Consider the following 14,069-nt stretch of genomic DNA (forward strand, 5'->3'; position numbering starts at 1 on the left):
TCATGGCTTTAGTAGAATTTAAAAACGTCGAAAAATATTACGGAGACTATCACGCACTCTGCGACATCAATCTCCGTTTTGAAAAAGGACAAGTTGTTGTCCTGCTTGGACCTTCTGGCTCTGGGAAGTCCACTCTTATCCGTACGATCAATGGTTTGGAGGCTGTTGACAAAGGAAGTCTCCTAGTCAATGGACACCAAGTAGCAGGTGCTAGTCAGAAAGATTTAGTTCCTCTTCGTAAGGAAGTCAGCATGGTTTTTCAACATTTTAACCTTTATCCACACAAAACAGTGTTAGAAAATGTTACACTCGCACCCGTTAAAGTTCTAGGAATTGATAAAAAAGAAGCTGAAAAAACAGCCCAAAAATATCTGGAATTTGTAAATATGTGGGACAAGAAAGATTCCTATCCAGCTATGCTATCTGGTGGGCAAAAACAACGGATTGCCATTGCACGCGGACTCGCTATGCATCCAGAGCTACTTCTCTTTGATGAGCCAACATCTGCTCTTGACCCTGAAACCATCGGTGATGTTCTAGCAGTTATGCAAAAACTGGCGCATGATGGGATGAACATGATCATCGTTACCCACGAAATGGGCTTTGCCCGTGAAGTTGCGGACCGCATCATCTTTATGGCCGACGGAGAAGTTTTGGTGGATACGACAGATGTCGATGACTTTTTCGACAATCCAAGCGAACCTCGTGCCCAACAATTCCTCAGCAAAATTATCAACCACGAAAGTGACAAAGTCAAATAAGGAGGCGCCTATGAAAAAGAAATTCTTTTTATCCGCATTATTGATTAGCCTTTTCAGCCTTGCTGCTGCCAAACCAGTTCAGGCTGATACCAGCGTCGCAGACATTCAAAAAAGAGGTGAACTGGTTGTTGGTGTCAAACAAGACGTTCCCAATTTTGGTTACAAAGATCCCAAGACCGGGACTTATTCTGGTATCGAAACAGACCTGGCCAAGATGATTGCAGATGAACTCAAGGTCAAGGTTCGCTATGTGCCTGTTACCGCTCAAACCCGCGGACCACTACTAGACAACGAACAGGTCGACATGGATATCGCAACCTTCACCATCACAGACGAGCGTAAAAAATTATACAACTTCACCAGTCCCTACTACACGGACGCTTCTGGCTTTTTGGTCAACAAATCTGCCAACATTAAAAGCATTGAAGATCTAAACGGTAAAACGATCGGAGTTGCCCAAGGTTCCATCACCCAACGCCTGATTACTGAATTGGGTAAAAAGAAAGGTCTAACCTTTAAATTCGTTGAGCTTGGTTCTTACCCAGAATTGATTACTTCCCTTCACGCTCACCGTATTGATGCCTTTTCCGTGGACCGCTCTATCCTGTCAGGCTACATTAGTAAACGGACAGAACTACTAGATGATAGTTTCAAGCCATCTGACTACGGTATCGTCACCAAGAAATCAAATACCGAGCTAAACAACTATCTTGATAGCTTGGTCACTAAATGGACCAAGGACGGTAGTTTGCAGAAACTTTATGACCGTTACAAGCTCAAACCATCTAGCCATACCGCAGATTAAGGAGGACACCCCATGACAGATTTATCATCTTGGACAGCCTATTTTCAGGATTTTGGACAATTTTTCAATGGTTTCCTCTTCACCCTTGCCCTAGCGGTTGGTTCCTTTATCCTCGCCATGGTTTTGGGCATCTTCTTTGGAGTCCTATCAACTAGCAAACATCAAATTTTAAGAATTTTGGCTCGTATCTTTGTCGAATTTTACCAAAACACCCCCCTCTTGGTGCAGTTTGTCATCGTCTTTTATGGTTTGCCTCTTATCAGTGACCATACCATCATGATTCCGATTTATTGGACAGCTGTACTTTGTGTGGGACTCTATCACGGTGCCTATATTGCGGAGGTTATTCGTTCAGGGATTCAGTCTATTCCTAGCGGTCAGATGGAGGCCGCCCTGTCGCAAGGTTTTACTTATATCAGTGCCATGCGCTTGATTATCTTGCCTCAGGCCTTCCGTATCATTCTCCCTCCATTGACCAACCAAATTGTTAACCTCATCAAGAATACCTCTACCGTAGCTATCATCTCTGGAGTAGACTTGATGTTTGTGACCAAGTCTTGGTCAGCTCTCAACGGAAACTACATCCCTGCATTTCTAGGTGCTGCCCTACTCTACTTTGCCCTATGCTTCCCTGTTGCTCAGTTTGGGCGCAAGATGGAGCAAGCCAATAAAAAAGCCTATTCACTTTAGGAGGTTACTATGGAATCTATTTTAGAAGTTTTGACCCCAGATAACCTAGCCTTTATCTTTAAAGGATTTGGCTTGACCCTCTATATTTCTCTGATTGCCATTGTCCTCTCTACCCTGATCGGGACGGTACTTGCGGTTATGAGAAATGGAAAAAATCCTGTTTTACGGATCATCTCCAGCATTTATATCGAGTTTGTACGTAACGTTCCCAACCTTCTCTGGATTTTCACCATCTTTTTGGTTTTCAAGATGAAGTCGACACCAGCTGGCATTACCGCCTTTACCCTCTTTACCTCAGCAGCCTTGGCTGAGATTATCCGAGGTGGCCTCAATGCCGTGGACAAGGGCCAGTACGAAGCAGGAATGTCGCAAGGATTCACTTCAGCCCAAATCCTCTACTACATCATTCTCCCACAAGCAATCCGTAAAATGCTGCCAGCCATCATTTCTCAGTTTGTAACTGTAATTAAGGATACCAGCCTTCTCTACTCTGTTATCGCTCTACAAGAACTCTTTGGCGCTAGCCAAATTCTCATGGGACGCTATTTCGAACCAGAGCAGGTCTTCAGTCTGTATATCCTGATTGCCTTGATTTACTTTATCTTTAACTTTGCTATTTCTAGCTTGTCTCATATGCTAGCAAAACGTTGGCAACAAGCCGCAGAATAAAGAAACCAGCTCTCCATGCATGTGGGGAGCTGGTTTTTGACTGCTACTAAGCGCTGGTCTTGGTTCTGACTATCCAGAGAAAAATTCTATTGCAAGTAGTCTATTACCTCCTTTCACGGTTACATCCTAGCTACATAAGGGCAATAGAAAAGAGAACCTTAGCCCCCTTACTTAATCATTTTATCTTGAGCATCTGCTACAACCTGAGCCAAACTTGTCTGATGCAGTTGGTTTTCCATAGCTGCTTGAACATCGAACAGTTTTTGATCCAAGACCCCATGGATATTCGCACCAATTGGGCAATTAGGATTTGGATTGTCATGAAAACTAAAGAGCTTACCAGATTTTCCTAAACACTCCACAGCTTGGTAGACATCCAACAAGCTGATATCCTGAAGGTCTTTTATTATCTCAGTTCCTCCCGTACCACGAGCAACTGAAATCAATCCAGCTTTTTTGAGTTGCGATAAAGTCTTACGGATAATGACTGGATTGACCCCAACGCTGGCAGCGAGAAAATCGCTGGTTACTTTACTTTCTGTATCCTGCATTGCAATAATAATCATCATATGAGTCGCAATTGTAAATCGGCTTGAAATTTGCATCTTCTTCTCCTTTCATTGATATTTTATTCATCTTTTCCCGTATAAACATTATATCGTTTTTGGTTTTCCTGTCAAATATTAACGACTGATTATCTTCTCCATGCAAAAAGTCCTGTATCCCTCTTGACAACCAGAACGGTGGAGGAAATACAAAGACTTATTTTTTATGCAATTTTACGGACAATCCCTTTTGTTTTATGACTTGACCAAACGGAGCTGATAGACACCCCAGCACCAACTAAGGTAAACACAGCTAACATAGCTAGATTATAAAAATAGTTATCTGGGAAATCACCGCTAAAGATTAATTGATTCACCACTCGGAAAGCAAAGGCAAACTCAACCCCTAGTTTGGCAACGACTTCCATTGCCAAATCAATTTGATTCACTAGAAAAACAGTAATCACCATCCAAATAGAGGAAATCACAATCCCCTTTCGAGATACCTTTCTTCCAAGGATTTCATATCCTTTAATGGTACAAATCCCCAGAACAATACCCGCTACCATAGCTACATAACCTAGACGAGCGATAAATAGAGCAACTGCTCCACCAAGCAAGGCTCCCAGCAAGGCTCCAACTGCTCCAAGAAGAACATTTTCCTTCTGGTTTTGATAAGAATCCACCTCGATTTGAAGGTTGCTCTTCAGCAATTGATAGCTTTCCTCGTTGATAAGGAAAATTGAATCACCTAATTGATAGAGACCAACGGGACCCTCCTGACCACTATAGGCACACACTTGGACGAAATGATGGGTTTCAAGGAATGCAACGAGGTCTGTTATGAGCGTCTGTAGCTTTTCGATTGTTTTTGATTTGCGCATTGCACCTTTTACGACAAAAGAAACAAGGTACTGATTGATAGACAAGGTCGACAAGTTTGGAAGAGATTCACTCTTAAACTCATCCCAAACCAATTCATTTTCTTCTGTGTCAGCAGGATTGCCATTCAAACTCACACTGACACAAAGTCGAAACTGATTTTTCACGTCAGTTTCTTGTAGGAATAATAAATAGCCTGACTGCGTGCCATAAATACTACGCGAATCTTCGTCAAATTGCAAGCCCAACTCCGAGGCAATAGCGTGTAACTCTTCTGGTTTCATTATCTGTCTCCTCTTATTTTGAATATCAATTAGTATGAGATTCAAATTAGTTATATTCCGTTATTCTAACATAAATTTGAGAAGCCGTCAATTCGTATCCAGTTCGACTTATCGGGAAACAGCAGTCACTAGACTATCTGATTTCTAGCTAGAAGTCCTCTTAAAACCAATCTTTCTTGTCTCTTTCCATCCAGAGTTCAACATCCTGATCATAACCTTCTTGTTCACTAATCTGACCTAACAATTCATGGTTATGAGTATGGTGAATCCCATTTACCAAACTTTCATAGTAGATTTGGAAATAGGGGAGCTTCAAATCCTTAGCCAACTGCAATTCAGCTTCTACATCATAATCCACTCGACGAAAATCAATATCAGCCAAACCAGCTTCATCAAACTCTAAGGTCATATACTGGGCCCGCAGGTCCTTACGCAACTTCGTATCTAGAAAGAAAGGTTGTCCAATGGAACCTGGATTAAGAATCAACTGTCCATCACTTCCATAACGAAGCAACTGTTGGTGGATATGGCCATACACTGCGATAGAGGCGTGTGGATTCGTCACCAATCTATCAAAATCTTCTTGTTTTCCCGTATGAATCAACTCCCTACCCCAGTTTTTATCAGGGAGGTGGTGAGTGATTCCTACCGTCAAATCACCAAACTGACGATGAACTTGCATGGGTTGATTATTGAGGTCTTCGATTTCTTTAGGGCTAATTTCTTCTAAGATGTACTGACTTTGACGCAGGAGATAACGATGACTCACTTTTGTAGGATCTAACTTACGATGTAGGCCTAGCCAGAGACTATTCTCCCAATTCCCCAGCACTCTTGCAGTGATGGGCAAGCTAGCTAAGAGATCCAATATCCTTCTACGCCCTGTTCCTGGCATGAGAATATCTCCCAAAAGCCAGTACTCGTCTACCTCTGCCGCTCTTGCATCAGCCAGAACAGCTTCCAGGGCTGTCGTATTTCCATGTATATCTGAAAGAACTGCTATTTTGGTCATTCTTTCTCCTTACTCTCTTACTTCTTTTGTTAGTATTATAACAGAAAACACTCGAAAAGATTACTATCACTAATCACTGGATTAAATTGTAAGAGCTTCTAAATCATGCTATAATATAAGTAGAAATTTCCCCTTCATTTAGGATTATGTGGTCTACAATATCTCTCAATTTTTCCAGATTGGAGGACTATTGCCATGCGGAATTATCTTAAGTATATCCCATACTGCCTTGTCACTTTCTTTTTTTACTGGCCACTCTATGAGCTATTCTCACTACTCATCTCCGACCCATATACACTGAAAGGGCTCTACATTTACAACATCATCCTCTTTTCACCTCTGGTAACCTTTATCGTATCGCTACTTTATAGCTATCGATTTCATTTCTCACTTTGGTGGCTACTCGGTATTGGTCTGCTCTATTGCTTTACCATCATCACCTTTGGCGAATTCATCCTGCCTTACTTCCTAGCCTATGAGCTCTTTGCCCTACTTGGCTTGGCTTCTGGTGTGGGGATCAAGCATGTCTTCCAGCGAGAGAAAAATAAAAAAATTATACAAAAACCTTGAAAATTCTCGCAATCATGCTATAATAATGCATAGAGACAAGTCACTTAGTCCCTTTCTACTAGAGAGTGCGTGGTTGCTGGAAACGCATAGAAAGCCTAAACTGATACTACTCTACTGACTTTTATGCAAACATAAAACGGTGGCTACGTTAAAGCCAATCAGAGGTGTCAACAGTTTTTGTTGTGCATAAATGAAGGTGGAACCACGTTGCGACGTCCTTTTAGGATGTCGTTTTTATTTTGTCAGAAGGAGGAAGAATGATGCTTTATATGATTGGCGGATCGCCTTGCAGTGGAAAGTCAACAATAGCCTCACTTCTTGCTAGACAGTATCAACTACTTCATATCAAACTGGATGATTTGGTAGACGAGATGATGAGTCAAGCAAGTGCAGACTCACAGCCAATTTGCCTTCTGAGACAGGACAGAAGTCCAGAACAAATCTGGATGAGAAATCCAGAAGAGATGGCAGATGAAGAATGGCGCTTTTATGAAGAGATTTTTCCTTATGTAAAATCTTACTTGATAAAAAATCAAGATAGACCTCTCTTGGTTGAGGGAGCAGGACTTTTGCCTCACTTGGTAAAGGAGCTTGAATGCCCAGCGTCTTCCTATCTATGCTTGACTCCGACAGCTGATTTTCAAAAAAAGCATTATATACAGAGAGAATGGGTTCCTTATGTCTTAGAGGGTACAACCAACCCTGAGCAAGCTTTTGAAAACTGGATGCAACGAGATATTCTTTTTGCTCAAATGGTTCGTAAGGAAGCGATGAAATTAGGCTATTCTAGTCTCGTAACAGATGGCAGTCAACCAGAAAATCAGACTTCAGAAGAAGTTGCTCGGCTCTTAAAATTGTCCAACAAAAATAGAATAAATATTTAAGGAGAAAACCATGATTAAGATTACTTTCCCAGATGGCGCTGTTCGTGAATTCGAATCCGGCGTTACTACTTTTGAAATTGCCCAATCTATCAGCAATTCCCTAGCTAAAAAAGCCTTGGCTGGTAAATTCAACAGCAAACTCATCGACACGACTCGTGCTATCACTGAAGATGGAAGCATCGAAATCGTGACACCTGATCACGAAGATGCCCTTCCGATCTTGCGTCACTCAGCTGCTCACTTGTTTGCCCAAGCAGCTCGTCGCCTCTTCCCAGACATTCACTTGGGAGTTGGTCCGGCTATCGAAGATGGCTTCTACTACGATACGGACAATCAAGCTGGTCAAATCTCCAACGAAGATCTTCCTCGTATCGAAGAAGAAATGAAAAAAATCGTTAAAGAAAACTTCCCATCTATCCGCGAGGAAGTCACCAAAGACGAGGCACGTGAAATCTTCAAGAACGACCCTTACAAGTTGGAATTGATTGAAGAACACTCTGAGGACGAAGGTGGGTTGACTATCTACCGTCAGGGTGAATACGTGGACCTCTGCCGTGGCCCGCACGTCCCTTCAACAGGCCGCATCCAAATCTTCCACCTTCTCCATGTAGCTGGTGCTTACTGGCGTGGAAATAGCGACAACGCGATGATGCAACGGATCTACGGTACAGCTTGGTTTGACAAGAAAGACTTGAAGAACTACCTTCAAATGCGTGAAGAAGCCAAAGAACGCGATCACCGCAAACTCGGTAAAGAGCTTGACCTCTTCATGATTTCTCAAGAAGTCGGACAAGGACTTCCATTCTGGTTGCCAAATGGTGCAACTATCCGTCGTGAATTGGAACGCTACATTGTCGACAAGGAGCTGGCTTCTGGCTACCAACATGTTTACACTCCACCACTTGCTTCTGTTGAGCTTTACAAGACTTCTGGTCACTGGGATCATTACCAAGAAGACATGTTCCCAACCATGGATATGGGTGACGGTGAAGAATTCGTTCTTCGTCCAATGAACTGTCCACACCACATCCAAGTCTTTAAACACCATGTTCACTCCTACCGTGAGTTGCCAATCCGTATCGCCGAGATCGGTATGATGCACCGTTACGAAAAATCTGGTGCCCTCACTGGTCTTCAACGTGTGCGTGAAATGTCTCTTAACGACGGTCACCTCTTTGTGACTCCTGAACAAATCCAAGAAGAGTTCCAACGTGCCCTTCAGTTGATTATCGATGTTTATGAAGACTTCAACTTGACTGAATACCGCTTCCGTCTCTCTCTACGCGACCCTCAAGATACTCACAAGTACTTTGACAACGATGAGATGTGGGAAAATGCCCAAACCATGCTTCGTGCTGCCCTTGATGAAATGGGTGTGGACTACTTTGAAGCTGAAGGGGAAGCTGCCTTCTACGGACCAAAATTGGATATCCAGGTTAAGACTGCCCTTGGAAAAGAAGAAACCCTCTCTACTATCCAGCTTGACTTCTTGCTTCCAGAACGCTTCGACCTCAAATACATCGGAGCTGATGGTGAAGAACACCGTCCAGTTATGATCCACCGTGGGGTTATCTCAACTATGGAACGATTTACAGCTATCTTGATTGAGAACTACAAGGGTGCCTTCCCAACATGGCTTGCCCCACACCAAGTAACTCTCATCCCAGTATCCAACGAAAAACACGTAGACTACGCATGGGAAGTAGCCAAGAAACTCCGTGACCGTGGTGTCCGTGCAGATGTAGATGAGCGCAATGAAAAAATGCAGTTCAAGATTCGTGCTTCACAAACCAGCAAGATTCCTTACCAATTGATTGTTGGTGACAAGGAAATGGAAGACGGAACTGTCAACGTTCGTCGCTACGGCCAAAAAGAAACAAACACTGTGTCAGTAGATGAGTTTGTAGCAACTATCCTAGCTGATATTGCCAACAAATCACGCGTTGAGAAATAATACTCTTCGAAAATCAAATTCAAACCACGTCAACGTCGCCTTGCCGTACTCAAGTACAGCCTGCGGCTAGTTTCCTAGTTTGCTCTTTGATTTTCATTGAGTATAAGAGCCTAGCATAAAAGCCTCCATTCGGAGGCTTTTTCTCATTTATGTTTACTCAATAACGAGCTTCACTTCAGCGAATTTAATCCTTACTATCGTTCCTTTTCCGACCTCAGACTCAATGCGAATCTGGTGACCCAGTTCTTCAGAAATTTTCTTAGATAGATAAAGTCCAAGTCCAGATGACTGCTGGGTCAAACGACCATTATAGCCTGAAAAGCCACGTTCAAAGACTCGGAGCACATCACTATTTTTTATCCCGATTCCCGTATCCTTGATACAGAGCTCCTGACCTTCCATAGAAATCTCTAACCCACCTTCCTTGGTGTACTTGAGACTGTTTGAGAGGATTTGTTCAATGACGACCAACAGCCATTTCTTATCCGTCACGATGATTTTGTCAAGGTCATGGAGATTGAGCGTCAGTCCTTTTTGGATAAAGAAAAGGGCATACTTGCGAACCACTTCCTTCATCAGATCCTCCACTTGAACCTTTTCAAATACCAAGTCATCGTGGAAGCTCTCCAAACGAAGATACTGCAACACCAGATTGGTATAGGAGTCAATCTTAAAGATTTCCTGTTCCAGTTGCTGCTTGACCTCACGATCAGAGACTTCTGCCACTAAAAGTCGACTAGCCGCAATGGGGGTCTTGATCTGATGAACCCACAAGGTGTAGTAATCAAGCAAATCCGTCAGCTTGCTCTGAGCCTCAGACTTCTTTTGATACAATTCAGACTCTCGCTCTTCGAGTTTCTCTGCCAGCGCACATTCCAGAGGAGACTTGGGATCTCTCTCAGCATAGAGAACTTCCTGTCGGTAAACCTGAGCCTCTGCAAACATATCCCAAGCCAAAAATAAGAAGGTCAAAAAACTACTGAGCAGAAAGAAATAAAGAAAATAAGTTCCTAGACTAGTAAATAAAAACTGAAAGAGAAGGACGAGAAAGTCTAATGAAATAATATAGATAAAGATGCGACTGCGAGAACGCAGGTAGGCTAGAAAAAATGATTTCCAATCAAGCATGTTTCAGTCCGTATCCTATCCCTTTCTTAGTTTCGATAAACCCTGCTAAACCTTGTTCCTCCAACTTTTTACGCAAGCGAGCAATATTGACAGACAGGGTATTGTCGTCTATAAAAAAGTCGCTGTTCCAGAGTTCCCGCATCAGGTCATCACGCGCCACGATATTACCCGCATGTTCAAACAAAACCCGCAAAATTTGAAATTCATTCTTGGTTAAGCTCAAGACTTCCCCCTGATAGTGCAGGTCCATCGACTTGGTATTGAGAATCACACCTGCATACTCTAGCAAACTTTCATCCCGCCCAAACTCATAGGAACGGCGCAACAAACCCTGAACCTTAGCCAAAAGAACCTGCTGGTCAAAAGGCTTAGTTACAAAGTCATCCGCTCCCATATTGATCGCCATGACAATATCCATCGCCTGGTCTCTCGAAGACAGAAACATAATGGGCACCTTGGAAATCTTGCGAATCTCCTGACACCAGTGGTAACCATTAAAAAGAGGCAGACCAATATCCATGAGGACCAGATGAGGTTCTGACTGAACAAAAAGGCTCAATACTTCCATAAAATCTTCTACCAAAATGACCTCAAAGCCCCACTCAGAGAGCAGTTTCCCAACTTGTTGTCGAATAACTTGGTCATCTTCTACTAGTAAAATCTTGTGCATGCGCTCCTCCTTTGTTATTTCTCAAAATATCAAAATCCTTCATATCAGATTTACGGATCAGTATCTCATACTGTTTAGCAGCCTATTTCCCAAATCCAGATCAGAAAACAGATGCTAAATAGAGAATAATCCCATTGATATCATACCTTATTTTTAACTATAGTTCCAGCCTTATCCTATATTTTCCTTTTTGTACTCATTTAGTTAGCGTTTCTTTAACTTATTTAATAGATCCAGCCTTCTTATTGACAAGCTAGCCATGATTTGTTAGAATATGAATGAACAGATTAATTTATTCATTCATGAAGTAAAGGAGGTTAAATCATATTGGACAAAAAACAATCTTTAAAGACAGCAGCCTATGAAGTTTTTTCGAAAAAAGGTTACAAGGCAACAGGAATTTCAGAAATTGCTAGGCAAGCTGGTGTTGCAGTTGGTTCTTTTTATAACTATTACGAGAGTAAAGAAGCCATTTTTCTAGACATCTATATAGATGAAAACAACCGTGTTCGCCAAGCTATGATCGAAGAACTGGATTGGGAAATTGACATGATCGACCTCATTGGTCAACTATTTGCTCAGTCCAGAACTCTCGTTTCTTCCAATAAAATCCTTGCAGAATGGTACAATCCTGCCATAGCCGATGACTTGCATAGCTACTATTCCTCAGAAGAAGGCAAAGTCGCAAATCCTTTTCATCAGTTTCTAGTTAAAACTTTTACAAATCGTATGCAGGCTGAAGGGTACTCGCCAGAAAAGATTCAAGATATTTTACAGGTTTATAATCTGTTTTACTATATGGATATGCATATCACGGAAAAAGATTTTCCAGATATTGGCAAAACTGTTGAAATACTTGCAACCAACTTCATTAAAGGAGTTCTAAAATAAAGAATAGATTTCTTTATTTTTTGAAAAGATATGAATGAATTATTTTATAGTTCATTCATAAAATTAAGAACAGGAGTCATAAAAAATGAAAAGAGGTAAAAAAATGTTTATTATCATTCTATCAACACTTGGAGTCTTAGGCCTTATAACTTGGGGTGCCATCGCTTATCTTGGACGAAGCCAGACATTATCGATAAAATCCATCGAAAACCCCAGCGGAGATCTATATTTAATTCATATCACAAAACCGAGTCATCAAATCTGGAAAGCTGGGGCTTATGCTAAGTTTACACTCCCTGATACCTCGTCTACTGCTAAAAAATATGAAGCTAAGGGAGAGCAAACCAGTCGATGGCTAACCATTGCCTCCACACCTGATGAAGATGAAATTCTCATTTTGACTCATAATAGTGGTAGCAACTTTAAGAACACCTTGACACATTTACCGGCTGGCAGTGAGATTGAGATGAGTTGGCTGGATTCCTCTTTGACTGTTAAAGATACGAATCAGCCACTAGTTTGCTTTGCATCTGATGTTGGTATTTCTGCTCTACGCCCCCTTATCAAAGAATGGTCTGGTAAAGCTCCAATAATTCTCAACCATTTTGACAAAGGAGTTACTATTTTCGATAATGAGATGAAAGAACTGGCTCAAATAACACCGAATTTTACTTATAAAACTAGCAATGAACTTTCTCAAAGTCAAGAATTTTTAAAACGTGCTATTGATGAATACGGCAATCAAGCCAGCTATCTCATCACAGGTCAGCCTGATGATGTAAATGAGATGAAGAATTTTTTAAAGGAAAATGGGATTGATAGCAAAAACATACAAGTAAGCTCGTTTAGAGGCTTGAAATAGGAGCAACCTGTCTTCTATATATCTGAATCAAATCCTACTAGGTCATTCGAACAAGCCTACTAGCTAATTCTATATAAATGTGGTAGGATAAACATAGAGAAAGGAGCTTTTATGGCCAATATTTTTGACTACCTGAATGATGTAGCGTACGATTCCTTTTATGATCTCCCCGTGAATGAGTTAGACGTTCTTGCCTTGACTGAATTAACCTACCTTGCTTTTGATGGTGTAGTCTCCCAAAAACCCCAGCGCCTCATAGATCTCGCACCCCAAATTCCTAGAGACACGACGATGTTGACTAATAAAAACCGTCTCCAGTTGTTGGATCAGCTCGCTCAACACAAACGCTTTAAAAATTGCAAGGTCTCAGACTTTATCAACGATATTGACCCTGAATTGCAAAAACAGTTTGCAGCCATGACCTATCGTATCAGCCTTGATACCTATTTGCTTGTTTTTCGAGGAACTGATGACAGTATCATTGGCTGGAAAGAAGATTTCCATATGACCTATATGAAAGAAATCCCAGCTCAAAAACACGCCCTCCAGTATTTACAGGACTTTTTTGCTCAACATCCTAACCAAAAAGTTGTCATAGCAGGACACTCAAAAGGGGGCAATCTAGCCGTCTATGCTGCTAGTCAACTTGATCCAAACTTGCAGAAAAATATTGCCGCTGTCTATACTTTTGATGCTCCTGGACTTCACAAGGAACTAACCGAAACAGCTGGCTATCAAAACATGATGGAAAGAACGAAAGTATTTGTCCCACAAGGTTCTATCATCGGGATGATGCTGGAAATTCCTGATAAAAAAATCGTCGTTCGAAGCACTGCCTTAGGCGGTCTTGCCCAGCATGACACCTTTAGTTGGCAGATTGAAGACAAACACTTTGTCCAACTAGACGAGACCAATAGTGACAGCCAGCAAGTCGATACAACCTTCAAGGAATGGGTTGAGACGGTCCCTGATACTGAACTGCAGCTCTACTTTGACCTCTTTTTTGGAATCATTCTCGATGCAGGCATCTCTTCTATCAACGACCTCTCTTCCTTCAAGGTTATTGAACACGTTCACCATCTCTTTGTCCAAGCCCAGTCCCTCACTCCTGATGATAAAGAAATCATGGGGCGCTTAACCCAACTCTTGATTGACACCCGTTACCAAGCTTGGAAAAATCGAGAATAGACAAAAACCAACTAATCCAATGATTAGCTGGTTTTTTGTTTAAGAAACTAATGGATACTACTTAGAATCTCGAGTATAGAATTAGTCTTCTTTTTTCTTGCGAGACACAAATCCAAATCCGCTCATCAAACCTAGTACTCCTAGAGCCGCCAAAGCTGCATGATCCTCCGTACCAGTATTAGGTAATTCTTTGGTTGCTTTAGTAGCTGGAGATTGCTCAGTTGGTTTTTGTTGAGGAGCAGTAACAACTTTTTCGTAGACATGTTCCGTATCT

At 41.8% G+C, this 14,069-nt stretch carries 16 protein-coding genes; 10 read left to right on the plus strand and 6 right to left on the minus strand.

Annotated features, from left to right (window positions below):
- Positions 1–2: 2 nt before the first annotated feature.
- From HMPREF1115_RS08890 to HMPREF1115_RS08905, 4 genes are read left to right on the plus strand one after another with little or no spacing between them, the layout of a single operon-like run.
- Positions 3–761: an amino acid ABC transporter ATP-binding protein gene (locus tag HMPREF1115_RS08890; protein ID WP_001229584.1), complete on the plus strand. Its 759-nt coding sequence runs from the start codon at positions 3–5 to the stop codon at positions 759–761.
- A 10-nt stretch (positions 762–771) separates the two neighbouring features.
- Positions 772–1,566, plus strand: coding sequence for a transporter substrate-binding domain-containing protein (locus HMPREF1115_RS08895; RefSeq protein ID WP_000726189.1), 795 nt, complete (start codon positions 772–774; stop codon positions 1,564–1,566).
- A 12-nt stretch (positions 1,567–1,578) separates the two neighbouring features.
- On the plus strand, positions 1,579–2,256 hold the full coding sequence (locus HMPREF1115_RS08900) for an amino acid ABC transporter permease (RefSeq protein ID WP_000131164.1): 678 nt from the start codon (positions 1,579–1,581) through the stop codon (positions 2,254–2,256).
- Between the two features lie 9 nt (positions 2,257–2,265).
- Positions 2,266–2,925, plus strand: a complete 660-nt coding sequence (locus HMPREF1115_RS08905; RefSeq protein WP_000443845.1) for an amino acid ABC transporter permease — start codon at positions 2,266–2,268, stop codon at positions 2,923–2,925.
- Between the two features lie 167 nt (positions 2,926–3,092).
- On the opposite strand, the gene HMPREF1115_RS08910 is transcribed toward HMPREF1115_RS08905, so the two are convergent.
- From HMPREF1115_RS08910 to HMPREF1115_RS08920, 3 genes are all read right to left on the minus strand, one after another.
- Positions 3,093–3,530, minus strand: a complete 438-nt coding sequence (locus tag HMPREF1115_RS08910; protein ID WP_001167393.1) for an Rrf2 family transcriptional regulator — start codon at positions 3,528–3,530, stop codon at positions 3,093–3,095.
- Positions 3,531–3,694: 164 nt separating this feature from the next.
- Entirely contained in the window at positions 3,695–4,636 is a 942-nt protein-coding gene (locus tag HMPREF1115_RS08915; protein WP_000801526.1) for a hypothetical protein, read from the minus strand.
- Positions 4,637–4,796: 160 nt separating this feature from the next.
- Positions 4,797–5,648 carry a metallophosphoesterase family protein gene (locus tag HMPREF1115_RS08920; RefSeq protein WP_000161104.1) on the minus strand — a complete coding sequence of 284 codons (852 nt, stop codon included), beginning with the start codon at positions 5,646–5,648 and terminating at the stop codon, positions 4,797–4,799.
- Positions 5,649–5,843: 195 nt separating this feature from the next.
- Here HMPREF1115_RS08920 and HMPREF1115_RS08925 point away from each other — a divergent pair, with 195 nt between their 5' ends.
- From HMPREF1115_RS08925 to thrS, 3 genes are all read left to right on the plus strand, one after another.
- The gene (locus HMPREF1115_RS08925) at positions 5,844–6,218 is read left to right on the plus strand and encodes a hypothetical protein (protein WP_001246980.1); all 375 of its coding nucleotides are present in this window, start codon (positions 5,844–5,846) and stop codon (positions 6,216–6,218) included.
- Positions 6,219–6,475: 257 nt separating this feature from the next.
- Positions 6,476–7,102, plus strand: coding sequence for an adenylate kinase family protein (locus HMPREF1115_RS08930; RefSeq protein WP_002882494.1), 627 nt, complete (start codon positions 6,476–6,478; stop codon positions 7,100–7,102).
- 10 nt (positions 7,103–7,112) lie between these two features.
- Positions 7,113–9,056 (plus strand): threonine--tRNA ligase, encoded by a 1,944-nt coding sequence (thrS, locus tag HMPREF1115_RS08935; protein WP_000591041.1) that lies wholly within the window; start codon positions 7,113–7,115, stop codon positions 9,054–9,056.
- A 153-nt stretch (positions 9,057–9,209) separates the two neighbouring features.
- Here the strand turns inward: thrS and HMPREF1115_RS08940 are convergent, their stop codons facing one another.
- Together HMPREF1115_RS08940 and HMPREF1115_RS08945 are read right to left on the minus strand one after the other, a co-directional pair.
- Positions 9,210–10,184, minus strand: a complete 975-nt coding sequence (locus HMPREF1115_RS08940) for a sensor histidine kinase (RefSeq protein WP_000887979.1) — start codon at positions 10,182–10,184, stop codon at positions 9,210–9,212.
- Positions 10,177–10,854 carry a response regulator transcription factor gene (locus HMPREF1115_RS08945; protein ID WP_000548973.1) on the minus strand — a complete coding sequence of 226 codons (678 nt, stop codon included), beginning with the start codon at positions 10,852–10,854 and terminating at the stop codon, positions 10,177–10,179. The genes HMPREF1115_RS08940 and HMPREF1115_RS08945 overlap by 8 nt, the downstream gene beginning before the upstream one ends.
- A 321-nt stretch (positions 10,855–11,175) precedes the next feature.
- Between HMPREF1115_RS08945 and HMPREF1115_RS08950 the strand changes: the two genes are divergently transcribed.
- The 3 genes from HMPREF1115_RS08950 to HMPREF1115_RS08960 all read left to right on the plus strand — a co-directional run bounded on the left by HMPREF1115_RS08950 (position 11,176) and on the right by HMPREF1115_RS08960 (position 13,795).
- Positions 11,176–11,745 carry a TetR/AcrR family transcriptional regulator gene (locus HMPREF1115_RS08950; RefSeq protein WP_033631161.1) on the plus strand — a complete coding sequence of 190 codons (570 nt, stop codon included), beginning with the start codon at positions 11,176–11,178 and terminating at the stop codon, positions 11,743–11,745.
- An 85-nt stretch (positions 11,746–11,830) separates the two neighbouring features.
- Complete coding sequence (locus HMPREF1115_RS08955) at positions 11,831–12,607, plus strand: ferredoxin reductase domain-containing protein (protein WP_000820266.1); 777 nt, start codon at positions 11,831–11,833, stop codon at positions 12,605–12,607.
- A 111-nt stretch (positions 12,608–12,718) separates the two neighbouring features.
- Entirely contained in the window at positions 12,719–13,795 is a 1,077-nt protein-coding gene (locus HMPREF1115_RS08960; RefSeq protein WP_001273842.1) for a DUF2974 domain-containing protein, read from the plus strand.
- A gap of 81 nt (positions 13,796–13,876) precedes the next feature.
- On the opposite strand, the gene HMPREF1115_RS08965 is transcribed toward HMPREF1115_RS08960, so the two are convergent.
- A partial coding sequence (locus HMPREF1115_RS08965) for an LPXTG cell wall anchor domain-containing protein (RefSeq protein WP_000223354.1) occupies positions 13,877–14,069 on the minus strand: 193 nt, incomplete at its 5' end.

This window comes from Streptococcus oralis SK610 (assembly GCF_000257455.1).
GTDB classification, from domain to species: Bacteria; Bacillota; Bacilli; order Lactobacillales; family Streptococcaceae; genus Streptococcus; species Streptococcus oralis_CB.